This is a genomic window from Lentzea jiangxiensis (assembly GCF_900104175.1).
GTDB classification, from domain to species: Bacteria; Actinomycetota; Actinomycetes; order Mycobacteriales; family Pseudonocardiaceae; genus Lentzea; species Lentzea jiangxiensis.
This window is the reverse complement of sequence record NZ_FNIX01000009.1, coordinates 188,575-210,959: the sequence shown is the minus strand read 5'-3', so window position 1 is coordinate 210,959 and position 22,385 is coordinate 188,575. Positions and strand designations below refer to the sequence as shown.

Below are 22,385 nucleotides of genomic sequence, written 5' to 3'. Positions count from 1 at the left end.
GGGAGATCCCGTGACTCAGCCATTGCTGGAGGTCGAGGATCTCCACGTGGAATTCCGCACACGCGACGGTGTCGCGAAGGTGCTCAACGGCGTTTCGTACCACGTCTCGGCGGGCGAAACCCTTGCTGTGCTGGGTGAATCCGGCTCCGGCAAGTCCGTGACCGCTCAGACGATCATGGGCATCCTGGACATGCCGCCGGCGTTCATCACCAACGGCTCCATCAAGTTCCGCGGTGAGGACCTGCTGACCAAGTCGGCGGACGAGCGTCGCGCGGTTCGTGGCGAGGGCATCGCCATGATCTTCCAGGACGCCCTCTCCGCCCTGAACCCCGTGTTCACGGTCGGGTTCCAGATCGAGGAGCAGCTCAAGGTCCGCCGCGGCATGTCCAAGGCGGACGCCCGCAAGCGGGCGGTCGAGCTGCTCGACCAGGTCAAGATCCCGAACGCGAAGGGCCGGGTCTCGGACTACCCGCACCAGTTCTCCGGGGGCATGCGGCAGCGCGCGATGATCGCGATGTCGCTGGCGCTCGACCCGGAGCTGCTGATCGCGGACGAGCCCACGACCGCTCTGGACGTCACCGTGCAGGCCCAGATCATGGACCTGCTGGCGGAGATCCAGAAGGAACGCGACATGGGCATGATCCTGATCACCCACGACCTCGGCGTCGTCGCCGACGTCGCGGACCGGATCTCGGTCATGTACGCGGGCCGCATCGTCGAGCACGCCGACGTCTACGAGCTGTTCCGCGCGCCGGGGCACCCGTACACCGAGTCGCTGCTCGAGTCGTTGCCGCGCCTGGACCTCAAGGGCCAGGAGCTCAAGACGATCAAGGGCCTGCCGCCGTCGCTGACCAACATCCCGTCGGGCTGCCCGTTCCACCCGCGCTGCCCGCGGGCGTTCGACCGTTGTCCCACCGAGGTCCCTGCCGTGCACAACCTGGGCATGGGCCGCACCAGCCGGTGCCACATCGCGGAGGAGGTGGTCGCTCGTGGCTGAGCCCATCATCGAGGTCGAGAACCTCGTCAAGCACTTCCCGGTCCGCGTCGGCGTGCTGTTCAAGCGCACCGTGGGCCACGTCCAGGCCGTCGACGGCGTCTCGTTCTCGCTGAACAAGGGCGAGACCCTGGGCGTCGTGGGCGAGTCGGGCTGCGGCAAGTCGACGCTGGCCCAGGTGCTGATGCGCCTGGAACCGCCGACGTCGGGCGTCGCGCGCTTCGAGGGCCGCGACATGTTCGCCATGAAGGGCGCGGAGCTGCGCAAGCTGCGCCGCGACATCCAGATCGTGCTGCAGGACCCGTACACGTCGCTGAACCCGCGCATGACGGTCGGCGACATCGTCGGAGAGCCCTACGAGATCCACACCGAGGTCGCGCCGAAGGGCTCGCGCCGGCAAAAGGTCCAGGAACTGCTGGAGATCGTCGGCCTGAACCCGGAGCACATCAACCGGTACCCGCACCAGTTCTCCGGCGGCCAGCGCCAGCGCATCGGCATCGCGCGTGCGCTGGCGCTGAAGCCCAAGGTGATCGTGTGCGACGAGCCGGTGTCCGCCCTGGACGTGTCGATCCAGGCGCAGGTCATGAACCTGCTGGGCGACCTCCAGTCCGAGATGGGCCTGTCGTACATCTTCATCGCGCACGACCTGTCGGTGGTCCGCCACCTGTCGGACCGCGTCGCGGTGATGTACCTCGGCAAGATCGTGGAGATCGGCACCGAGGACGAGATCTACGAGCGCCCGATGCACCCGTACACGCAGGCGCTGCTGTCCGCCGTGCCCGTGCCGGACCCGACTCAGCGCGGACGTCGTGACGTCATCCGCCTGACGGGTGACGTGCCGTCGCCGATCGACCCGCCGTCGGGCTGCCGGTTCCGCACGCGGTGCTGGAAGGCGCAGGACATCTGCGCCACCGAGGTCCCGGAGCTGGTGCCGCGCAACGGGGGCCACCCCGCGGCGTGCCACTTCGCCGAGGAGCGCGCGGTCGTCTGATCGGGTTTCACGGGATGAGGGGTCGTGCCTGCGGGCGCGGCCCCTCATCCCGTTCAGGGCCGGGAGAGGTCCGTGAGCGACACGCCCGGACCGATCTCGCGCGTGCCGGTCTCCACGAACCCGCGCTTGCGGTACAGGCGCAGCGCCGGCTCGTTCCCCGTGCCGGTGCTGACGACCTGCGGCCCCTCCGGCAGCGCGTCCAGCAGCCGGGAGGCGATCCCGCGCCGGAACGCCCGCGGGTGCACGACCAGCCGGTGGATGTCCACAGTGGACCCGTCGAGGCGGTAGGACACCGCGCCGACCAGACCTTCCTCGTCGTGCAGGCCGAGGAAGGTCTCACCACACGCCCGGAGTTCCTCGAGCGACTCGTGCAGCGGCGGGATGCCGTCGAAGCCGATGATCTCGGCCTCGACGGCGTACGCCAGCCGTTGCACCGTCCACAGCTCGTGCAGGACGGTGTCGTCGGACAGGTCGAGGATCACGTGTTGGACGAGTTCCGCACGAACGCCGCGAGGTCCTCGGACTGCTGGATCCTGCTGGGCTCGTGCACGTACATCATGTGGCCGGCCGGGTAGTAGGCCGACTCGATGTTCGCCGTGAGCTCCTTGGGGATCTGCAGGTGCGCGAGGAGGTGCTCGGCCGCGAAATACGGCGTGGCGCCGTCGTACCAGCCGAACGCGACGTGGACCTTGAGGTGCGGGTTCGCGCGCATCGCCGCCGACAGCTTGCCCGCCGTCGTGACGTGGCGGCCCTCGAACTCCTTGTAGGACCACTGCTCGATGACCCGCGAGAGCACCTCGTACGGCAGGTCGCTCGAGTACCCGAGCTCGCTGTGCAGGTAGTGGTTGAGCACGGCCGCGTACGGGCCGAGGATCGCGTCGATCGACGGATCCGCGGAGATGCCCTCACGGCCGTAGTCGGTGTCCCAGCCGGTGAAGCGGGCGTCGATGCGGCCGACGGTCTTGCGGTCGCGGCGCAGCAGCTCGGTGAAGAACCGGATGTGCTCGATGCGCAGGTCGACCGCGTCCACGTACTCCTCGGACAGGCCGGTGAGCCGCGCGAGCTTCTCGATCGTCGCGGCGCGCTCCACGTCGGAGAGCCGGTTGCCGCGCGCGAGGGCGTAGGGGTAGTCGCGGACCGCGAACTCCTCGGCCTCGGCGAGCACCTCCTCGAGCGGCCGGTCGCCGTGCAGGCCGTGGTAGTGCGCGATGGCCGCGTACGTCGGCAGGAAGAGCGTGTAGCCGAGGTCGTGGCCCTCGTTGAACTCGATCGACGCGAAGTCGAGCACCGAGGAGATCAGCATGAGCCCGTTGAGGTACATGCCGTTCTTCTTCTGCAGGTGCTCGGCGAGCCCGGCCGCGCGCAGCGTGCCGTACGACTCGCCGCAGAGGAACTTCGGCGACATCCAGCGCCCGTTGCGCGACGTCCACAGCCGGATGATCTCGGCGATGGAGTCGATGTCGGGCTGGTAGCCGTGGAAGTCGCCGGGCTTCTCACCCTGCGCGGCCCGGGAGAAACCGGTCGACACCGGGTCGATGAACACCAGGTCGCTCTCGGCGAGCAGCGTCTCCTCGTTGTCCGCGATCCCGTACGGCGGCGGCATGAGGTCGCCGACGTCACCGCTGAGCACCCGGCGGGGCCCGAGGAGCCCCATGTGCAGCCACACGCTGGCGGACCCGGGCCCACCGTTGAACGCGAACGTCACCGGCCTCTTCAGCGGGTCGGCGCCGTCGAGCGTGTAGGCGGTCAGGAACACCTCGGCCTTGGGCTTGTGGCCCTCGAACACGCCGTCCTTGAGCACCTCTTCCTTGAGGACGACACGCCCGGTGGTGGCCGTGTAGTTCAGCTCGCGGCCCTTGACGGTGATGCTGTGCTGGGTGGTGACCAGATCATCAGCAGGAGACTCGGGCTTCTCTTCGGTCTTCTCCTCGGACATGGGAGCAACACTACGGAACTCGACGAGCGGATAACGTCCTGCCGAGCGTGCCCGCGCCTGGTCGCCTGGCGCGAGTCGGTCGCCTCGGTGAAGCGCGCGGCGTTCCAGGACCAGGAGTACTGGGGCAGACCCGTGCCGGGCTTCGGACCCCTCGACGCCTCGCTGCTGATCGTGGGCCTCGCCCCCGCCGCGCACGGCGGCAACCGGACGGGCCGCATGTTCACCGGCGACCCGTCCGGCGACTTCCTGTACCGGGCCCTGTACGAGGTAGGCCTGGCCTCCCAGCCGTCCGCGTGGTCCCGGGACGACGGCATGGAGCTGTACGGCGTGCGGATGGCCTCACCGGTGCGGTGCGCGCCGCCCGAGAACAAGCCCACCGCCGAGGAACGCGACCGGTGCTCGCCGTTCCTGCGCGAGGAGATCTCGCTGATGCCCCGGCTGCGGTCGGTGGTGGTGCTCGGCGGGTTCGGCTGGAAGGCGTTCCTGCCGCTGCTGGGGGTCGCGCGGCCGCCGAAGTTCGGGCACGGCGTGGAGGTCGAGGCGGGTGGGCTGCGGGTGTTCGGGTGCTACCACGTGTCGCCGCACAACACCTACACCGGACGGCTGACGCAGGAGATGCTGCAGGACGTGTTGAGGAGGGCGAAGGGCTGACGCAGTCGCGTTCAGCCCGGCGTGTGAATCCGTCCGGCGCCTTGGACGTGTTCCATGTATCAGGCTGTTCCATGTGTCGCGGAACACCGGGAAGCGTGGAACGTCAAAAGGCGAGCTGATCGAGGACGAGCTCACGATCGTCGACGCCATGCAGGCCGCTGGATTCGCTCCCGGCCGGCAGCCGGGAAGCTGGGTGGGGTCCGGGTGACATCGCGGTCGACCTCATGACACCCGAGGCGTCGTGCGGCCGAGGAGGGCGGAGGTCCGCTCATCTCAGTCCACCGCACGATGCCACGGCGACCGCGCGCAGGACGCCGGGACTGGAACCGGCCGTGGTGGACCACGAGGTTCGCCGGATCGGTGCGCTCGATCCCCGCGATCAGCGGACGTTCGAGATCAAGGTGGCGGGACCCGCTGCCCTCCTGGTATCCAAGATCGTCAAGATCGCCGAGCGACGGGAGCAGCCACACCGCCTGAAGCCCAAGGACGGGTTGGACGTCCTTCGCCTGCTCCGTGCCATCGACACCGCACCGTTGGCGTCGAGCCTGGCGCGCGTCGCGGAGGACGAGCTGCCGAGCACGGTGGTGGCGGGTGCCGTCGAAGACCTCCGTGGACTCGCGGGAGGACCTGAGGAGTTGCTTCCACGTCTTGCCGCCGAGGCGGAGATGGGTTTCAGCGACCCAGATGAGATCAAGATGTCGGTGGTCGTGCTGGTCGAGGACCTCCTGCAGGAGTTCGACGGCCTGCGGCGGAGGTGATCGAGCTGGACTTGGGATTCGCCCGTGGAGTCCTGGAGCGGTGGCACGGTGGTGAGCGAGCGGTCCGCGTTCTCGACCACCGAGCCGACCTCGTGGGCATCCGATCGCGTCCCGTTCGACAGCCTCATGGGCGTCGGCACCGCGGAACGCACGCTGTCGTTGCTCGGCATGCCGTACCTGGCCGAGGATTGGGGCCATACGCGGATCGCGCTGGACCACCTGGGCAGGCGGTGAGCAGTCCGGGGTCTGGCTCGAGCCCGAGCCCGACCTGGCACCGGACCTCCGGACGTTTCCTCGACGGCCTGGTGCCCGAAACGGGCTTCGACTGACCGACCAAAGGATCATCCGAAGTCTCCGCGGCCGTGCGAGGCTGACCCGCATGAAGTGGTGGCGGGCCGGAGTGGCGGTGGCGGCGTTGCTGATCGTCGTCGTCGCGGCCTCCGGCACGTCCCCGATCACCCTCGTCAACCGCCTGGACGACCGCCCGCCGCCGCAGGACCGCTCCCCGGACGCCGACATCGCCGTGCCGGGCGACCTGCCGGCCGTGGTCGCGGCGCCGCTCACGGTGTACCTGCTGGTGCTCGTCGGGCTCGTCCTGTTCGGACTGGCCGGCATGGTCCTCGCGATCGAGCTGCCCCGCCGGCGCCGCCGCCGTGGCGTGCGCGGCGTCGAGGTCGAGGAGTTCGAGCTCGGGGAGCAGGTGCCGGTGGTCCGGCGCGTCGAGAAGGCGTTGCAGGAGTTCACCGGGCACCCCGGCCGGCCCCCGCGCGACGCCGTGATCGCCGCCTGGCTCGCGCTGGAGGCGGCGGAACCGAGGGCACCGCACCAGACGCCCACCGAGTTCACCGAAGAACTCGGCGTGGACGCGGTCGTGCTGAAGGACCTCTACCGGCGCGCGCGGTTCGGACACGAGGACGTGACGGCCGCGCAAGCCGAGCAGGCGCGGCGAGAGCTGAGCCGCATCGTCCGGGAGCTCGCGTGAGAACCGTGCTGGCGTTGGTGGTCGGGGTGGCGATCGGTGTCGTCGTCTGGTGGCTCGGCGCCTCACCACCGTGGGCGGCGGTGCTGGCGGTGCCGCCGACGGCGTTCGGGGTGCTGGTCACCCGGCTGCCGCGCGCCACCGACATCGTCTGGAGCCCTCCGCCGCCACCACCGGACTCGATCAGCTCCGCGCACGCCAGCACCCTCGCGAGCAGGCTGGCGGAGGCGGAGAAGGACCCGAGGCGCTACCGGGAGCGGTTCCGCGCCCGGCTCGCACGACTGGGGATCGAGGCGTCCGAGATGCCCGGTCCGGACGAACTCGCGGACAGGCTCAGGAGGGTCGAGTGACGATCAGCCAGGAATCGGTGGCGCACGACGCCAAGGCGGTCCTCGACGCGATCGGCGACGTCGTCGTCGGGCGCACGCGGACGCTGCGGCTCGCGCTCGCGGCCGTGCTGGCGGGCGGGCACGTGCTGCTGGAGGACGTGCCGGGCCTCGGCAAGACGCTGATCGCGCGGTCGCTCGCACAGGCGCTGGGCCTCGGCTTCCGCCGCCTGCAGTGCACGCCCGACCTGCTGCCCGCGGACGTCACCGGCTCGTTCCTCTACGACCCCGGCACCCGCGAGTTCGAGTTCCGCGAAGGCCCCGTCTTCACCGGGCTGCTGCTCGCCGACGAGATCAACCGGACGCCGCCCAAGACGCAGTCGGCGCTGCTGGAGGCCATGCAGGAGCGGCAGGTGACGGTCGAGGGGCGCACGTTCGCGCTGCCCAGGCCGTTCCACGTGCTCGCGACCTCGAACCCCGTCGAGTACGAGGGCACCTACCCGTTGCCCGAGGCGCAGCTCGACCGGTTCCTCGTGCGGCTCGACATCGGCTACCCGCCCGCCGAGGAGGAGGTCGAGGTCCTGCGCCGGCGGATCGCGCGGCAGCGGGAGGAGGCCGAGGTGCCGCGGGTCCTCGCGGACGGGCGGCTCGCGGAGCTGCAGGCCGCGATCGAGCGGTCGACCGTGGACGACGACCTCCTGCGCTACTGCGTCGACCTGGCCGTCGCGACGCGGCGCCACCCGTCCGTCGAGGTCGGTGCGTCGCCGCGAGGTGCGCAGGCGCTCGTGCTCGTCGCCCGCGCACTGGCCACCCTGGACGACCGCGGGTACGTGACGCCCGAGGACGTCAAGGAGTGCGCGGTCGCCGTCCTCGCGCACCGGCTCGTGATGAAGCCCGAGACGTGGACGTCCGGGGTCAGCGGCGTGCAGGTCGTCACCGAGCTGCTCGCCAAGGTCCCGGGCCCGCCCAGCTCATGAGCAGGGCGGACAAGCTCCGGGAGGCGTTCGCCCAGTCGCACGGCGCCCACTGGCACCCCACGGACGCGTACTCCCGCGCCGTCTGGCTCGGTGTCGGGCTCGTCGTGTGCGGGATGTTCCTGCACCAGGTCGAGCTGGTGCTGTTCGGCGTGCCGCTCGTCCTGTCCGTCCTGCTCACGCACAAACCCCGCGGCGTGCCGAAGGTGAGCGTGAAGCCCGTGCCGCGCGGTGCGGGTGCCGGCGTCGTGCACACCGTCGCGCACCTCGACGGCGCGGACGCGGAGATCGCGGTCGTGCGGCTGCCCGGTGGCATGCGAGCGGTTCCCGCGCACTCGCCCGACCTGCCGGTGCGGATCCGGCGCGACGCGTGGGGACCAGGCGTCGACCTGCGTCTGGACCACCTGTTCGCCGGTCCGGACGGCATGCACGTCTACGGACCGGTCGTCGGCGCCGAGCACGTGCGCACGATCCTGCCGCCGGTCGAGCACCACCCGTCCGGACCGCTGCCTCCCCGTCCCGCGGGCCTGGTCGGCATCCACCGCTCGCCGCGCGTGGGCGACTCCACCGAACTGCGCGACATCAGGGCGTTCCAGCCGGGGGACAGGCTCCGGCGGATCGACTGGCGCGTCACCACCCGCACCGGCACCGTCCACGTGCGCGAGCGGCACGCCGAGGCCGACGCGGAGGTCGTGCTGGCGCTCGACACCCGCAGCGACGTCGGCACGGACGTGGCGCAGTGGTCGTCACCGCACCACGGCGCCACGACGCGGCCGGACGGCAGCCTGGACCGGGCGGTGCGGCGGGCGGCGTCGATGGCCGCCGGCTACCTGCGGCAGGGCGACCGGGTGGGACTGGTGGACCTGTCGCGTCCCCAGCTCAACGTGCGTCCCGGGGTGGGGCGGCGGCACCTGATGCGCATCCGCACGCAGCTCGTCGTGTGCGTGCAGGCCGCGGGCTGGTCGTCGCGCGTGGCGTTGCGCAAGCTGCCGCACGGATGCGTGGTCGTGCTGCTGTCGCCGTTCCTCGACGACGAGATCGCGGAGCTGGCCGTGCAGACGCGCAAGAACGGGCACGTCGTGCTGGCGGTGAACACCCTGCCGCTGCCGTTGCGGCCCGACGCGGACACGCCGTGGGGCGAGGTCGCGGCCGAGATGATCGCCGCGGAGCACCGGCTGAGGCTGCGCAGGATGGCCGAGCACGGGGTGGCGGTGACCCGCGAATGCTGATGCGCCTCGCGATCGTGCTCGCGGCGTTGCCCGTGGCGCTGGTCCTGCACCTGGAGTCGGAGTCGATCGCACCGCTGCTGGTCGTGACGGCGCTGACAGTGGTCACGGTGCTGATGCCCGGCAGCGCGGGCGCGGCGTTGCTGATCGGCTACGCGGCCCTGGCGATGGCGTTCGGGGACGGGCACCCGTTGCGGCTCGGTGTGCTGGTCCTGATTCCGGCGCTGCACCTGGTTCACGTGACCGCGGCACTCGCGGCGGTCGTTCCGGTGAAAACGAAAATCGAGCCCGCGGCGTTAAAAGCACCGGCACGCCGGTTCGCCATTGTCCAGGCGATCGCATTCGTTGTCGCGGCCTTCGCGGCCGTACTTCCTTCGGGGCCGAACACGGGCCTCGCCGAGGTGCTCGGACTGGGCGCTCTGACGGTGGTGATCGGGGTCGTCGCGCTGAGGATCTGAATCGGTACTCTCAGGGAGAACTCCCCAAGTTCCGGTCAAGGCGCAGGTCAGCCGGGAGGGTGTCCGGCATCACCCGGCGACGGTAGTCACAACGGCCCCTCCGGACGCGCGAAAAAGGGGGTCGTGGTGCCACCATGTGTGTATGGCTGCTGTGAAGTCGCAACCCACACGAATCGTCATTGTCGGCGGTGGGTACGTCGGGATGTACACGGCTCTCGGTCTGCAGAAGAAACTGCGTTCCGGTGAGGCCTCCGTGACGGTGATCGACCCGCAGCCGCACATGACCTACCAGCCCTTCCTGCCCGAGGCGGCGGCCGGCTCGATCGAGCCGCGCCACGTCGTCGCTCCTTTGCGCAAGGTGCTCAAGCGCTGCCACGTCGTCACCGGCCGCGTCACCAAGGTCGAGCACGCGCGCAAGATCGTGACCGCCGAGCTGTCGGACGGTCACGTCGAGGAGATCGAGTACGACGTGCTCGTCTCCGCACTGGGTGCGATCTCCCGCACGCTCCCGATCCCCGGCCTGGCCGAGGTCGGAATCGGCATGAAGACGATCGGCGAGGCGATCTACGTCCGCAACCACGTGCTCTCGCGCCTGGACCAGGCCGCCAGCACCAACAACGCGGACCTGCGCAAGAAGCTCCTGAGCTTCGTCGTGATCGGTGGTGGCTTCGCGGGCATCGAGACGCTCGCCGAGCTCGAGGACATGACGCGGTATGCGCTCAAGTACTACGAAGGCATCAAGCCCGAAGAGATGAACTGGGTACTGGTCGAGGCCGCCGGCCGGATCATGCCCGAGGTGTCCGCCAAGCTCGGCGCCTGGACCGTCGAGGCGCTCGAGAAGCGCGGCATCAAGATCTACCTCGACACCCGCGTGAAGTCGCTGGAGAACGGCCACGTCGTTCTCGACGACGGCACCGAGTTCGACTCCGACACGATCATCTGGACCGCCGGCATGAAGGCGAACCCGGTGCTGCGCAACACGGACCTCCCGCTCGACGAGCGCGGCCGCGTCCGGTGCACCGCCGCCATGCAGGTCCAGGGCCTCGACGGCGTGTGGGCCGCCGGTGACTGCTCCGCGGTGCCGGACCTCTCGCGCATCGAGGAGGACCCGACGGCGACGTGCGTGCCGAACGCGCAGCACGCCATCCGCCAGTCGAAGCTGCTCGCGAAGAACATCGTCGCGTCGCTGCGCGGCCAGAAGCCGAAGGACTACTTCCACAAGTACCTCGGCTCGGTCGCCGGCCTCGGCCTCTACAAGGGCGTCGCGGACGTGTTCGGCCTGCGCTTCAAGGGCGTGCCGGCGTGGTTCATGCACCGCAGCTACCACGTGATGTTCATGCCCACCGTGAACCGCAAGCTGCGCGTGCTGATGGACTGGACGCAGGCGCTGTTCTACGGCCGCGAGGTCGTGGCGCTCGGCCAGATCAACGACCCGAAGTCGGACTTCGACCGCGCGGTGCAGAGCTGACAACACGCGCACGCGGGAGCCGTAACCCGCGCCGCCGTCACTCGTTGTGAGTGTCGAAGTGCCCCGAACGCAACCTCGTTCGGGGCACTTCGAACATCTAGAGGCGGAACTTGAGCGCCCAATCGGAGTAAGCTCCCGAGGCTGCCTTGACATTGCGTTACGTGTTTCAGAAACTACGGCTGGTGCATCACCTGAATGCGTGATTCGCCATGTGGGGAGAGGGGTGATCCCGATGTCTCTCGAGGAGCTGGCCGCACAGCTTCGTCGTGGCGAGATCGAGGACCCCGCGTTGGCGCAGTACGCCGCAGAGTACGCGCAGGCGGGGCAGGTTTTCCGCAGCAAGAAGGACGATTGAGCAGGTCGGCTGACGGACGGGTGCCGGGTGCCCCGTCCGAAGCTGCCAGACCCCTGCTGCTCCAGGGGCAGGACTACCTCTTCCGCTCCCCGCCCAAGTGCCTCGACTTCCAGGAGCAGGTCCACCGCCTCGGCATGGTCGACGAGGGCGACGGCAACCCGCAACCCTGCGTGCTCGTCCTGGCCCGCGCCGCCGACATGGAGATGAACGAGCTCTCCATCGCCCTGGCAGAGCGCGGCATCCGAATGGCCCGCATCGACGCCGACCGCTGCGTCGACCTCCCGCTCTCCGTCTACACCGACCAGCCGCTGGTCGAGCTCGACCGCTGGCTCCTGCGCCCCCTGCTGGTCTGGCGCCGCCACTTCGAACTCTCCGCCGTCCCGGTGGAACCGGGAACCCTGGCCGGCGCCTACGCCGTCGACCAGTGGGCCTCAGTGGCCAACTGGCTGTCCTCCCGCTCCGACTGGGCCCACGTGAACCCGTCGCGCTTCTCGACGCACCTGGACCGCCTGACGCAGCTCTCGGACGCCGCTGCCTTCGGCCTGCGCGTCCCCCGTACCGCCGTCACGACCCGCCCGGGCCGCACCCGCCCCGGCGGAGGCCACTGCATCGTCAAAACGGCCGGCAGACACCTGCTGGAGCCCCGCCCGGGCGTGCAACACGGCCTCTTCCCCCGCCCCCTGGAGACGTCCAGGGCCTCTGACACCCCGGAACCCGCCCCGGTGATCGTGCAGGAGTACGTCCCCTCCGACACCGAACTGCGCGTCTTCGTCGTCGGCGAACGCTGCCTGGCGTTCCAGGTCGACAAGCTCGACCCGGCACAACTCTGGGTGGATCCCGACGCGGTCCGCGTCACGCCCACCGAGGTCCCGACGTCCCTCTCGGACAAGCTGCTCGCCCTGGCCCGCCACTGGCGCGTCCAGGTGGCGGCGTTCGACCTTCTCGTGACCGGCGGTGACCACGTGTTCCTGGAGATCAACGTCAACTGCGACTGGCGCTGGTTCGAGCACAGGGCAGGCGACAACAGCGTCTCCGCGGCCGTGCACGACTGGGTGGCGCTGCGCTTCCGGGAACTGCTCGGAGCCGGGAGGGCCCGCTGATGTTCGGGTCCGTTCGACGCTTACCCGGTTGCTCGCTCCAGTCCAATTCGCTGGGCCGCTCGGGCGAGAAACGACCATCCGCTCACACAAGCCGACGATCAAGGCCTAGGCTCACCGCGCCCCCGTAGCCCAATCGGTAGAGGCAGGTCCCTTAAAAGGATCACAGTACGGGTTCGAATCCCGTCGGGGGTACCAACCGGATCCGCACCAGGATCAGGTGCCTGGTCAGGTGTTTCACTGGTTTCGCAGGTCGCTTCGGCGATCCGTTCGGCTGCTTCGACTACCTCCAACGATGCGGAGAGGGGAGCCGGAGAGTAACCAGATGATGATCATGGTCATCGTTCAGGCGGACGCCGAGCTGGGCGATCCTGGAGGGCCGTCGTAGCAGCAGGTCAGGAGTCTGCTCAGGTCCGCTTCCAGGCGTGAAGGGCGTCGAGCGGCGCGATGTCCTCGGCTTCCGGCCCGGTTGGCACTGGTGTACCAATCGCCGTGGTGTTCGTCACGAGCCCCTGCTTCTGCTCATCCAGCCGAGGAACGGCGAGTCGGCGCGTTTCAGCAGCGCGCCTCACCAGGTCGGGCGGGCCGTCACGCCCCCGTCCACCACGAGGTCGTGCCCGGTGATCCAGGACGCCAGGTCCGAAGCCAGGAACACGCAGGCGTCCCCGACGTCCGAAGGCGTCCCGAGCCGACCCAACGGCGCCGCGGCCTGCCACCGCGCCACGCCCTCCGGCCACTGCGCCTCGATGCCGGGCCGCGCGATCAGCCCGGGCGACACCGTGTTCACGCGGATGCCGAACTGCGGGCCGTACTCCAGTGCGGCGGCGCGGGCGTGCATGATCAGGCCCGCCTTCGAGGCCGCGTAGTGGGCGTGGCCGGGGGCGGGGTGCCTGCCCTCGATCGACGCGATGTGCGTGACCGAGCCGCCTGCCGGCAGGTGTGCCACTGCGGCCTGGGTGACGGCGAACGGTGCCATCAGGTTGGTGTCCACCACGGACTGCCATTGCTCGGATGTCATGCCGGGCAACGGTTCTACGGGTTGGATGCCCGCGTTGTTGACCACGGCGTCCAGGCGGCCGTAGCGCGCGAAGGCGTCGTCGACCACGCGGCGGGCCGAGGTGCGCAGGTCGCCGTCGTCCTGCCCGCTGTGGCTCACGACGCGTGCGCCCGCGTCGGTGAAGCGGCGGACGATGCCGGCGCCGATGGTGCCGCCGGCTCCGGTGACCAGCACGACCTTGCCGTTGAGATCGATCACGAGACGATGCCCTTCACGCGCGACGCCAGCCAGTCGACGATCTCACCACGGCCGGCGACGAAGGCGTTCGCGCTGATCTCGCGGAACTGGCCGCCGGCCGCGCGCACCAGGACGGCGCCGGCGGCCACGTCCCACGGGTGCGTGCCGATGTTGGCCGCGGCGTCGGCCCGGCCCGCGGCGACCCAGGCGAGCGACAGGGCCGTCGAGTACACGCGGCGCACGTCGGCAACGGCCAGGAGCGAGCTCAAGAGGTCCATCTCGCCGCTGTACGGGCTGCCGGGCAACGGGATGTCGGTCAGCACCAGCGGACGCGGGCTCACCCCCGGCGTGATCACCAGACCGGACGACCGCACGGCGAAAGGCACGTCCACGGCCGCGGTGAAGAGCTCGTCGCGGAACGGGTCCAGCACGCAGCCCGCGACCAGCGTGCCGTCGACCGCCGCGGCGACCGAGATGCAGGACAGCGGGATGCCGCGCACGAAGTTCCGCGTGCCGTCGATCGGGTCGACGAACCAGGTGACGGGGGCCGACGCGCTGCCGAGCTCCTCGCCGACGACCGCCGAGCCGGGGGCGCCGTCGGTCAACGAACGCCGCAGGAACGCCTCCACCTCCAGGTCGGCGTTGCTCACCTGGTCGAAGGCGCCCTTCGCCGCCACGTCGACGGTCAGGCCGTGCAGGAGCTCGGCGGCGTCCACACAGGACTGCACCGCCAGCGAGAGGAGAGCGCCGGGAGTCACGGGTGCCATTGTGATCGGTCACGAACTCGGCCGGACGACTCCGGGCAACGTCCCACGCGCGCCGGTGATCTGTGCCACCCCGATGAACTCACCTGACGCGGTGGAGGACGGCCCCCGATCACGCAGGGCATCCGCCGATTCTCACCTAGAGCTCGATCACCGTGCCGTCCCCGGGCACTTCGACGCCGGCCTCGCGCACCGAAGCCGCTTCCGGGGACGACGGGTCGAGCACCGGGTTGGTGTTGTTGAGGTGCGTGTACATCCGCCGCACGGAGGGGAACCGGCGCAGCTCGGCCAGGCTCGCGGTGATCGGCAGGTGGCCCATCGAAGCCTGGCCGGACGAGCTGCCGGTCGCCGACCCCATCTCGGAGGCGGCGTAGAAGGTGCCGTCGAGCAGCACGCAGTCGGCCGAGGCCACCACCTCGTCGAAACCGCCGGGCCACGACGCCAGGCAGGGCGCGTAGACCAGCACACCACCGGAAACGACGTCCTCGAAGCGGTACGCGACCACCCAGGGGCCGTCCACAGTGGAGGAACGCGCGTACTTCGGGCGCTTGTCGCTGATCGGGACGGCCGTGACGCGAAGGCCGTCCACCGTGAAGGAACCGGCCTCGCGCCACGACAGCGGCGAGTACCCGTCGATCACCGAGCGCAGGTCGAACTGGTCCTTCACCGCGTGCAGGACCGCGGGAGGTGCCCAGACCGTCAACCCCGCCCCGCCGCGCAGGGTCAGCAGGCCGAGGGTGTGGTCGAGTTCCGCGTCGGTGAACAACGCACCGCGCAACGGGGTCTGCCGCGCGCCCGGACCGGGGTTCAACAACGCGCACGACGTGATCTGCGTGCGGATGTCCGGGGAAGCGTTGACGAGCCACCAGTCGGTGCCGTTGCCGGTGATCGCCAGGCAGTCCTGCGTCCGGGAGGGCAACGCGCCGTACCGGGCGCGCACGCACAACGAGCAGGCGCAGTTCCACTGGGGGAACCCGCCACCGGCCGTCGTGCCGAGCAGAACCGCCTTCACCGCATCTTCCTCATGGCCATCGCGGGAACGTCGGCCGGCGCCATCTCGGTCGCCAGGATCTGGTCCACAGTGGACCGGGACGGCGACAGCGAGCAGACGGGGTCGGTCGCCGCCGCGTCACCGGTCAGCTGGAAGGCCTGGCAGCGGCACCCGCCGAAGTCGACCTCCTTGCGCGGGCACGACCGGCACGGGTCCTGCATCCAGTCGAAGCCGCGGAACGCGTTGAACGACGACGAGGAGTGCCAGATGTCGTGCAACGACGACTCGCGCACGTTCTCGATCCGCAGCGACGAGATCACCGTGGCGGCGGGGCAGGGGAGCACGTCGCCGTTGGGCGCCACCGTCAGCTGCCGCGCACCCCACCCGTACATGCAGGGCTTCGGGTGGGCCTCGTGGTAGTCCGCGATCACGTAGACGATCTCCATCCGCCCGCGCAGGCGTTCCTGCGCCGAGGCGACGACCGGATCGGCGGCGGCGAGCTGCTCTCGGGTGGGCAGGAGTGCCGCGCGGTTGCGCAGCGCCCAGCCGTAGTACTGGGTGTTCGCGAGCTCCAGGCGCTCGGCGCCCATCTCCTCGGCCATCGCGATGATGCCGGCGACGTGGTCGAGGTTCTGCCGGTGCAGCACGGTGTTCACCGTCAGCGGCAGGCCTTCCTCGCGGACGAAAGCCGCCGCCTCCACCTTCCGGTCGAACGCCTTGATGCCCGCGATCCGGTCGTTGCCCGCACGGGTCGCGTCCTGCAACGACAGCTGCACGTGGTCGACGCCCAGGGACGCCAGCGAGCGCAACCGGTCTCGCGAGAGACCCACCCCGGACGTGACGAGGTTGACGTAGCAGCCGAGGCTGTTCGCGTGCGAGACCAGTTCGGGGAGGTCCTGGCGCAGCAGCGGTTCCCCGCCGGACAGGTGGACCTGCAGGCAGCCCAGTGAGCGGGCCTGGTCGAAGACGCGCCGCCAGTCCTCGGTCGACAGCTCGGCGTCGCGGCGCACCAGCTCCAGCGGGTTCGAGCAGTAACCGCACTGCAGCGGGCACCGGTGCGTCAGCTCGGCCAGCAGGCCGAAGGGCGCCTCAGCCATCGACGTCCACCACCCTTCGCTCGACGAGGCGGGCCACCAGTGAGGCCACGTCCTCGGGTTCCACGCCGGCGTACTCGTCGCCCAGCGCGAGGGCGATGTCGCCGACGGAACGAACGCCGTCGCACAGCGCCACGACGGACGCTGCGGTCTCGTTGAGCACCAGCACTCCCTCGGGGAACAGCACGACGTGCGCGGACCGGATCTGGTCGTAGGCGCACTTCACGCCACGCCGGATCCGCGGCACGGCGTCCAGCGCGACCACGGACGTCACGGCTTGCCCTTGCCCGAGTAGTAGTCGACCGCGTCCAGCACGGCGCGCAGGACGTCGCACTTGAACGACAGCGCGGCCACGGCGGCCAGTTGCTGCTCGCGGGTCAGCGCGTGCGCGACCACGATGTCCACGGTGGCCTTCCCCTCACCCGCCACCGCTTCGATGCGGTTGGTGAAGTAGGCGAAGCCCTCCTCGGCGATCCACGGGTACTGCTCCCGCAACGCCGCCAAGCGCTTGCGCATCAGAGCGCCGGAGAACATCTCGGTGAGCCCGGACGCGATGGCCTCGACCCACGGCTTGGTGCGCGCGAAGTTCACGTAGGCGTCCACGGCGAACCGCGTGCCGGGCAGGACGTGCCGCTCGTCGAGCACCTCCTCCCGGGTCAGGCCCACGGCCTCCGCGAGGCGGATCCAGTTCTCCGCGCCCCCTTCACCCGGCTGCGTGCCGTCGTGCCAGACGATCCGCTCGCGCCACTGGCGGCGGATCTCGGGCACCGGGCAGTTGGACAGGATCGCGGCGTCCTTCTGCGCGATGCAGCGCTGGTAGTACCAGCGGTTCGCGGCCCACGACTGCAGCTCGTGCTTGCTCAGCTGACCGGCGTGCATGCGCAGGTGGAACGGGTGGCTGTCCCAGTACCGGGGTGCGAGGGCGCGCAGTTCGGCGACGAACCGCGCGGGGGGAACGGCAGTCATGGGGACTCCTCGGTCGGCCAGGGAGAGGACGCGCGGAGAGGCCGGGGCTCCACCGGGAACCCCGGCCCGCCACCTGACGTCAGCTGCGAGCCGCGTAGGCGGTGACCTCCATCGGCGTCTCGAAGTCGCGGAAGTCGGGCTTGACCCACTCGCGCCTGATCTCGGGGAGCTCGGTCCCGGTGGTGGTGACGGCTTCGTTCATGCGCAACTCCTCGGTCTCCTGCCTGCGGTCCCGGAGGACCTGCAAGCGCTTTCCGTGGGGCGCGGCGGCGGTTCCCACCGTAGGTGGTCCACGCCGCCACGGTCTAGACCGTACAGAAGGTGTCCGGAAGTCATCGGATGGATGATGGTCAGTTTGTTCTGCTCGTCAGCCGGAAACACCGGGACCTCCGACGACTGTTGCGAGGGCATGCGATCTGTGATTGCGTAAGCACGCCCTGCAACGCCGCCGCCGCAGCCAAACTCCGAGCGGACCCGAAGGAGAGCACAGATGCGTGCTCGTCGAATCGCAGCGGCGGCAGCCTGCACTGCCCTGGCCGCGTCCCTGTGCGTGATCCCCGCTTCAGCGCAGGACGACCCCTCCGTCCTGGCCGAGCGCACGCTCGCCACCAACCTCGACATACCCTGGGACATCGAGTTCCTGCCCGACGGCAGCGGCATCTTCACCGAGCGGGACACCCGCAAGATCAAGAAGCTCTCGGGCACGACCGTGACCGAGCTGGACACGGTGGAACAGGCCCAGACGACGGGCGGTGAGGGAGGCTTGCTCGGCCTCGCCGTCTCGAAGAGCTTCGCGACCGACAACTCCGTCTTCATCTACTACTCGACGGCGACCGACAACCGAGTCGCCAAGCTGCAGCTCGGCGGCACGCCCCAGCCGATCGTCACCGGCATCCCCAAGAACCGCTACCACAACGGCGGCGGCCTCGAGTGGGGTCCGGACGGCTTCCTGTGGGCCACCACGGGCGACGGCCAGAACACCGGCACCGCGCAGAACTGGAACTCGCTGGGCGGCAAGGTCCTCCGCTTCGACACGGCGGGCAGGCCCGCCACCGGCAACCCCCGCGCCGGCAGCGTCGTCTACTCCATCGGCCACCGCAACGTCCAGGGCATCACCTGGGCCGGGAACACCGCGTACGCCACGGAGTTCGGCAACAACACCACCGACGAGATCAACCGCATCGAGGCGGGCAAGAACTACGGCTGGCCCACGTGCGAGGGCACCTGCTCGGTCGCGGGCATGACCAACCCGGTCAAGACGTGGTCCAACAGGCAGGCCGGTCCGTCCGGCATCGCGTACTACAAGAACGCCCTCTACGTCGGCGCCGTCACCGGCCGCCGGGTCTGGAAGGTCCCGGTCAGCGGCACCACGCTCGGCACGCCGCAGGCGGTGTTCACGAGCTACGGCCGCGTGCGCTCGGTGGCTCCCGCGCCGGACGGCACGCTGTGGATCGGAACGTCCAACCAGGACGCGAACGGCCAGCCCGGCGCGACCGACGACCGGATCATTTCGACCGACGGCTAGCTCCCACTACCAGTTGCGGGCTGCGGGTATCCGGCGGAGCTGGTCCAGCACCGCCGGGTCCTGCAGCTGCATCCACTGGATCACCTCGGTGTAGGTGGCGCACACCGTCTCCGGCTTGTCGCACACGTGCTCGAGGAACTGCTCCATCGCGTTCGAGAACGCCGACCCGTTCCACTCGTTGAAGTGGTTGCCGACGACGATCGGCGCACGGTTGCCGTTCAACGCGGCCTGGTGCACGGACCTGTAGGTGTCGAACACGATCTGGGTGAACTCGGGCGCGCGGTGCGGTTCGTCCTTGGCCTGGTTGAGCGCGTACCAGAGGTTGAAGTCCATCATGACGACCTGCTTGCCCAGTGCGGGAACCCGCACCTCGGGCATGGGGAACTCGTACAGTCCGTTCTGGACGGTCGGCCACTGCACGCCCAGCGCGACCTTGCTGGTGTCGTAGACGAGGCCGTTCGCGGCCATCGCCGGGAAAGCCTGGTCCCAGTTGCCTTCCAGGCACGGCGTCCGTCCACCCCGGACGGCGTCGGCGGGGAGGTGGAGCCCGGCGGCGCGCGACCTGTCGACGATCTGCCTGAACTGCTGCAGCTCGGCGTTCCAGGCCGCGTTGTCCCACTTGTCGACCGACGGCTGGGTGCCGCCCGAGCAGAAGTGGCCGTTGTAGTGCGTGCCGATCTCGTGGCCGTCGGCGATCACCTGGTTCAGGTAGCCGATGCGGGCCGCGATGTCCTGCCGGCTGCCGCCGAACTGGATGTCGGAGACGCCGCGCTTGAGCCCGGCCGGGGGCTGGTACTGGTTCCTGTCCTGGTCGGCCAGCAGGTAGACGCCGGACAGCAAACCCGTGACGTGCGCGTTCTTGGCCTTGGCGATCGGCAGGACCTTGTCCCAGTGCTTCTTCGACACCGCGCCGTCGAAGGAGAAGAGCACGAACTGCGGGGGCTTCTCGCCGGGAGCGAGCTTGTGCATCCACGGCTGCTTGCCCAGCTGCTCGCGGGTGGGGGCGGGCACCGTCGGCGTCGGACCGGAGTCCTTCGGGGCCGGCAGTCTCGGTGCCATCGGCAGGGGACCGGGATCAGCCGCGGGGACCTGGTCCTTCTGCGACCCGAGGGTCATCACCACCGCCAGAACCAGCCCCAGAGCCAGGCCCGTGGTCAACCATCCCCACCGTTTCACACCTTAGGAGACGACTGGTCACCCGAACGGGTTGCTTCGCTACTGAACGGGTTCGGCGATCACGACCCGGTTCGCCTCGTACCCCTGCTGCCCGCCGATCCACGTCCCGCCGCACGTGACCAGCACCAACCGGTGCGGGCCGCGCGGTCCGAAGAACTCGACGGCGCGAGCGGGCAGCTCCTCCTTGCGCACGGTCTCGATCTGCTTGATGCGGAACCGGAACTCCTTGCCCGCGCTGTCGGCGATCACGACCTCGCGGCCGTTCTGCGCCTGCCACAGCTCCGCGAACGGGCCCTTCGCGCCCTTCCAGTCGACGTGCCCGGCGAGCACCGTGGCGCCTTCGGGGGCCGCGAGCTCGGTGCCCCACCACGTCGCCTCGCCGATGCCGTCCGGAACGGGCAGCACGCCGTCCTTGACCTCCTTGCGCACCAACGTCGCCGAGCCGCCCGAGGGCAGCCGCACGGAGCCCGGACCGGCCTTGGGCGGCGCGGGCTGCTGTTGCTGCGGGGGAGCGGGGTCGGCGGGCTTGGCGTTGGCCGTGTTCGCCCCGCCGACGAGGCCGGTGAGGTCGGCCCCGCGGCCGGTGCTGAGGCTGTCGGCCACCGGTCCCGGTCCGACGACCGGGATCTCGGCCGCGATCGCGCGTCCGGGGAGGACCTCGGCTCGCGGCGTGGTGACCAGCACGCTGGTAGCGGCGACAGCCGCTACCAGCGCACCGGTCAGGAACGCCTTGGGACTCACTGCCTGCGCCACACCAGGAAGCCTGCCAGCGCCGCACCGAGCAGCACCAGTCCACCCACCCCGAGCATCACGCCGGGGCGCAGCTGGGTGTCGAACGACGCGGTGGCGACGGGCGTCCTGCCGTCCGCGCCCGCCGGGATCGTGCTCGGCACGACGGGCTTGTTCGGCTTGTTCACCAGCTCGAGCGCCAGCGTCTGGCCGGCCGCGAGCGTGCCGCAGGCCGCCGGCGGCGCCTTCGGGTCGAAGAACTCCTCGTAGCCCTTGGGGGCGGCCACCTCGACGAGGCAGATCTCCTGCGGGGTGCGCAGGTCCGGCACCTCGACCGTGCCGTCGGGGCCGGTCTGCAGCACGAGCGGCTTGCCGTCCGTGCCGACGAGGTCCGTGTCGTCCTGCTTCTTCGCCGCGGACGTCTGGTCCTTGGTCGTGACGCGCAGCGCGACGCCCGCGATCGCCCTCTTGGTCTCGGAGTCGATCTTCGTGATCTTCACGGCGCCCGGCGCGGTCTTGGCCTGGCCGGCGGCGGCGGCCTTGAGCTTCTTCTCGCCACCGGTCGTGACCATGCGCTGCATGTTCTCGGTCTGGATCGGGAAGTGCACGACCGGGCGGTCGGCGGGGGAGTCCGCGACGGCCGCGATCGACGGCTTGGGGCCGGTCGCGACGAGCTTGATCGTGGCGGGGCTGCCGTCCGGACCCGTGGTGGCCTTGCCGCTCGTGCTGCCGTCGGCCAGCTTCGCGTCGGTCAGGGTGAAGTCGATCGGGGCGTTCGTGACGCCCTTCTTGTCCGCCTTGAGCAGCGACACGGTCCAGGTGGATTCGGTGCCGATGACCAGCGGCTCCTTCGGCGCGGTGGCGCTGAGCGCCCACGGGCCGCGGTTGGCCTCGGCGTCGGCCTTCAGGCGCGCGACGGCGTCCAGGACCGGCTGCGGCAGCCGTGCGGCGTAGAAGGCCGCGTCGTAGGCGAGGAACTTCGGGTCGGTCGTGTCGAGGCGCACGGCGCCGTCGGGTGCCGACGTCCAGCTGTGCAGGAGGTGCGCGAGAGCGGCGGCCTCCTCCGCGGACTTCGTCGTCGAGTAGCGCAGCAGCAGGTAGGAGATGTTCGCCGCGATGTCCGGCGCGAGGTCCTTGCCCGCCTTGGTGCGCAGCGCGTCGCCTTCCTTGTAGCCGACGTTGCTGTCCGGAGCCGGCAGCGCGTACTGCACGCACCACACGTGCTTGTCCTGCCAGACGTATGAGCCGTGCCACTCGCTACCCGGTGTGGCGTTGGGTTGGAGCCCTGACGCGTTGTGGCCGATGCCCTTGACGCCGACAGCTGTCGCCGTCGCGGGGACGGTCAGGAGCGCGAGCCCCGAAACCACCGCCACGGCGGCCAGACGTTTCCAGCCCATTTTGAATCTCGATCCCCTCTGACCTGTGTACATCCCGCGTGCGAGCTTGTCGGTCCCCCTCCCCGGGGACAAGCCCCCACGAGGGGGAAGTCTGGCGCTGCGAGGAAGTGTGATCGTGATCGGAATGTGACGCGCATTACTCGGTTTCGCGGGGACACGCTGCGACACGCCGTAGCGTCACTACGCTCCGGAGTTAGTGCAGTATTTGCGCACGTGTGATCGTCGTCGGGGGTAAAGTCGCCTTTACCGACGGGGAACATGGCACCGAGCGTGCTCGTTGTACCCCGTGACGGCGT

The 22,385-nt window shown here is 70.0% G+C and carries 26 protein-coding genes and 1 tRNA gene; 15 read left to right on the top strand and 12 right to left on the bottom strand.

All coding sequences use genetic code 11. The annotated features are described in order from the left end of the window. Positions 1–10: 10 nt before the first annotated feature. Positions 11–997 carry an ABC transporter ATP-binding protein gene (locus tag BLQ91_RS23825; RefSeq protein ID WP_090099935.1) on the top strand — a complete coding sequence of 329 codons (987 nt, stop codon included), beginning with the start codon at positions 11–13 and terminating at the stop codon, positions 995–997. Then, positions 990–1,985, top strand: coding sequence for an ABC transporter ATP-binding protein (locus tag BLQ91_RS23820; protein WP_090099933.1), 996 nt, complete (start codon positions 990–992; stop codon positions 1,983–1,985). The genes BLQ91_RS23825 and BLQ91_RS23820 overlap by 8 nt, the downstream gene beginning before the upstream one ends. 53 nt (positions 1,986–2,038) lie before the next feature. On the opposite strand, the gene BLQ91_RS23815 is transcribed toward BLQ91_RS23820, so the two are convergent. Then, positions 2,039–2,467: a GNAT family N-acetyltransferase gene (locus tag BLQ91_RS23815; RefSeq protein WP_090099931.1), complete on the bottom strand. Its 429-nt coding sequence runs from the start codon at positions 2,465–2,467 to the stop codon at positions 2,039–2,041. Further along, a complete protein-coding gene (locus BLQ91_RS23810) occupies positions 2,464–3,921 on the bottom strand; it encodes a S10 family peptidase (protein WP_090099929.1) in 1,458 nt (485 codons plus the stop codon). The genes BLQ91_RS23815 and BLQ91_RS23810 overlap by 4 nt, the downstream gene beginning before the upstream one ends. Before the next feature lie 30 nt (positions 3,922–3,951). On the opposite strand from BLQ91_RS23810, the gene BLQ91_RS23805 reads away from it, so the two are divergent. From BLQ91_RS23805 to BLQ91_RS23755, 12 genes are all read left to right on the top strand, one after another. Further along, positions 3,952–4,572, top strand: coding sequence for a uracil-DNA glycosylase (locus BLQ91_RS23805; protein WP_236221094.1), 621 nt, complete (start codon positions 3,952–3,954; stop codon positions 4,570–4,572). A gap of 332 nt (positions 4,573–4,904) precedes the next feature. Beyond that, positions 4,905–5,330 (top strand): hypothetical protein, encoded by a 426-nt coding sequence (locus tag BLQ91_RS23800; protein ID WP_090099927.1) that lies wholly within the window; start codon positions 4,905–4,907, stop codon positions 5,328–5,330. A gap of 24 nt (positions 5,331–5,354) precedes the next feature. Beyond that, positions 5,355–5,564, top strand: coding sequence for a hypothetical protein (locus tag BLQ91_RS23795; protein WP_090099925.1), 210 nt, complete (start codon positions 5,355–5,357; stop codon positions 5,562–5,564). Positions 5,565–5,709: 145 nt separating this feature from the next. Then, on the top strand, positions 5,710–6,312 hold the full coding sequence (locus BLQ91_RS23790; protein WP_090099923.1) for a DUF4129 domain-containing protein: 603 nt from the start codon (positions 5,710–5,712) through the stop codon (positions 6,310–6,312). Beyond that, the gene (locus tag BLQ91_RS23785) at positions 6,309–6,659 is read left to right on the top strand and encodes a hypothetical protein (protein WP_143022781.1); all 351 of its coding nucleotides are present in this window, start codon (positions 6,309–6,311) and stop codon (positions 6,657–6,659) included. The genes BLQ91_RS23790 and BLQ91_RS23785 overlap by 4 nt, the downstream gene beginning before the upstream one ends. A 2-nt stretch (positions 6,660–6,661) precedes the next feature. Further along, entirely contained in the window at positions 6,662–7,612 is a 951-nt protein-coding gene (locus BLQ91_RS23780; RefSeq protein WP_218130388.1) for an AAA family ATPase, read from the top strand. Next, on the top strand, positions 7,609–8,838 hold the full coding sequence (locus BLQ91_RS23775) for a DUF58 domain-containing protein (protein WP_090099917.1): 1,230 nt from the start codon (positions 7,609–7,611) through the stop codon (positions 8,836–8,838). The genes BLQ91_RS23780 and BLQ91_RS23775 overlap by 4 nt, the downstream gene beginning before the upstream one ends. Then, positions 8,832–9,293 (top strand): hypothetical protein, encoded by a 462-nt coding sequence (locus BLQ91_RS23770; protein WP_090099915.1) that lies wholly within the window; start codon positions 8,832–8,834, stop codon positions 9,291–9,293. Before BLQ91_RS23775 ends, BLQ91_RS23770 begins: the two co-directional genes overlap by 7 nt. 142 nt (positions 9,294–9,435) lie before the next feature. Continuing rightward, positions 9,436–10,761 (top strand): NAD(P)/FAD-dependent oxidoreductase, encoded by a 1,326-nt coding sequence (locus tag BLQ91_RS23765; protein WP_090099913.1) that lies wholly within the window; start codon positions 9,436–9,438, stop codon positions 10,759–10,761. A gap of 232 nt (positions 10,762–10,993) precedes the next feature. Then, positions 10,994–11,116: a hypothetical protein gene (locus tag BLQ91_RS43405; RefSeq protein WP_256238980.1), complete on the top strand. Its 123-nt coding sequence runs from the start codon at positions 10,994–10,996 to the stop codon at positions 11,114–11,116. Then, positions 11,113–12,216 carry an ATP-grasp domain-containing protein gene (locus tag BLQ91_RS23760; RefSeq protein ID WP_245733773.1) on the top strand — a complete coding sequence of 368 codons (1,104 nt, stop codon included), beginning with the start codon at positions 11,113–11,115 and terminating at the stop codon, positions 12,214–12,216. Before BLQ91_RS43405 ends, BLQ91_RS23760 begins: the two co-directional genes overlap by 4 nt. 118 nt (positions 12,217–12,334) lie before the next feature. Further along, a tRNA-Leu gene (locus BLQ91_RS23755) sits at positions 12,335–12,411 on the top strand. Between the two features lie 370 nt (positions 12,412–12,781). On the opposite strand, the gene BLQ91_RS23750 is transcribed toward BLQ91_RS23755, so the two are convergent. The 7 genes from BLQ91_RS23750 to pqqA form a co-directional block, all read right to left on the bottom strand. Beyond that, positions 12,782–13,468 (bottom strand): SDR family NAD(P)-dependent oxidoreductase, encoded by a 687-nt coding sequence (locus BLQ91_RS23750; protein WP_090099911.1) that lies wholly within the window; start codon positions 13,466–13,468, stop codon positions 12,782–12,784. Next, positions 13,465–14,205, bottom strand: a complete 741-nt coding sequence (locus BLQ91_RS23745) for an inositol monophosphatase family protein (RefSeq protein ID WP_176959920.1) — start codon at positions 14,203–14,205, stop codon at positions 13,465–13,467. Before BLQ91_RS23745 ends, BLQ91_RS23750 begins: the two co-directional genes overlap by 4 nt. Positions 14,206–14,350: 145 nt before the next feature. Then, the gene (pqqB, locus tag BLQ91_RS23740; protein WP_090099907.1) at positions 14,351–15,223 is read right to left on the bottom strand and encodes a pyrroloquinoline quinone biosynthesis protein PqqB; all 873 of its coding nucleotides are present in this window, start codon (positions 15,221–15,223) and stop codon (positions 14,351–14,353) included. Beyond that, a complete protein-coding gene (pqqE, locus tag BLQ91_RS23735) occupies positions 15,220–16,299 on the bottom strand; it encodes a pyrroloquinoline quinone biosynthesis protein PqqE (RefSeq protein WP_090099905.1) in 1,080 nt (359 codons plus the stop codon). Before pqqE ends, pqqB begins: the two co-directional genes overlap by 4 nt. Next, a complete protein-coding gene (gene pqqD, locus BLQ91_RS23730) occupies positions 16,292–16,570 on the bottom strand; it encodes a pyrroloquinoline quinone biosynthesis peptide chaperone PqqD (RefSeq protein ID WP_425412527.1) in 279 nt (92 codons plus the stop codon). The genes pqqE and pqqD overlap by 8 nt, the downstream gene beginning before the upstream one ends. Next, positions 16,567–17,262, bottom strand: a complete 696-nt coding sequence (gene pqqC, locus BLQ91_RS23725; protein WP_090099903.1) for a pyrroloquinoline-quinone synthase PqqC — start codon at positions 17,260–17,262, stop codon at positions 16,567–16,569. Before pqqC ends, pqqD begins: the two co-directional genes overlap by 4 nt. A gap of 79 nt (positions 17,263–17,341) precedes the next feature. After that, positions 17,342–17,464: a pyrroloquinoline quinone precursor peptide PqqA gene (gene pqqA, locus BLQ91_RS40440; RefSeq protein ID WP_143022780.1), complete on the bottom strand. Its 123-nt coding sequence runs from the start codon at positions 17,462–17,464 to the stop codon at positions 17,342–17,344. Between the two features lie 288 nt (positions 17,465–17,752). Between pqqA and BLQ91_RS23715 the strand changes: the two genes are divergently transcribed. Further along, the gene (locus BLQ91_RS23715) at positions 17,753–18,787 is read left to right on the top strand and encodes a PQQ-dependent sugar dehydrogenase (protein ID WP_090099899.1); all 1,035 of its coding nucleotides are present in this window, start codon (positions 17,753–17,755) and stop codon (positions 18,785–18,787) included. A 6-nt stretch (positions 18,788–18,793) separates the two neighbouring features. On the opposite strand, the gene BLQ91_RS23710 is transcribed toward BLQ91_RS23715, so the two are convergent. Genes BLQ91_RS23710 through BLQ91_RS23700 form a run of 3 tightly spaced genes read right to left on the bottom strand, consistent with a single transcriptional unit; the run spans position 18,794 to position 22,089 of the window. Further along, a complete protein-coding gene (locus tag BLQ91_RS23710) occupies positions 18,794–19,945 on the bottom strand; it encodes a polysaccharide deacetylase family protein (RefSeq protein ID WP_245733772.1) in 1,152 nt (383 codons plus the stop codon). Between the two features lie 57 nt (positions 19,946–20,002). Beyond that, complete coding sequence (locus BLQ91_RS23705; RefSeq protein ID WP_245733771.1) at positions 20,003–20,716, bottom strand: class F sortase; 714 nt, start codon at positions 20,714–20,716, stop codon at positions 20,003–20,005. Next, complete coding sequence (locus BLQ91_RS23700) at positions 20,701–22,089, bottom strand: SpaA isopeptide-forming pilin-related protein (protein WP_090099894.1); 1,389 nt, start codon at positions 22,087–22,089, stop codon at positions 20,701–20,703. The genes BLQ91_RS23705 and BLQ91_RS23700 overlap by 16 nt, the downstream gene beginning before the upstream one ends. Positions 22,090–22,385 lie beyond the last annotated feature (296 nt).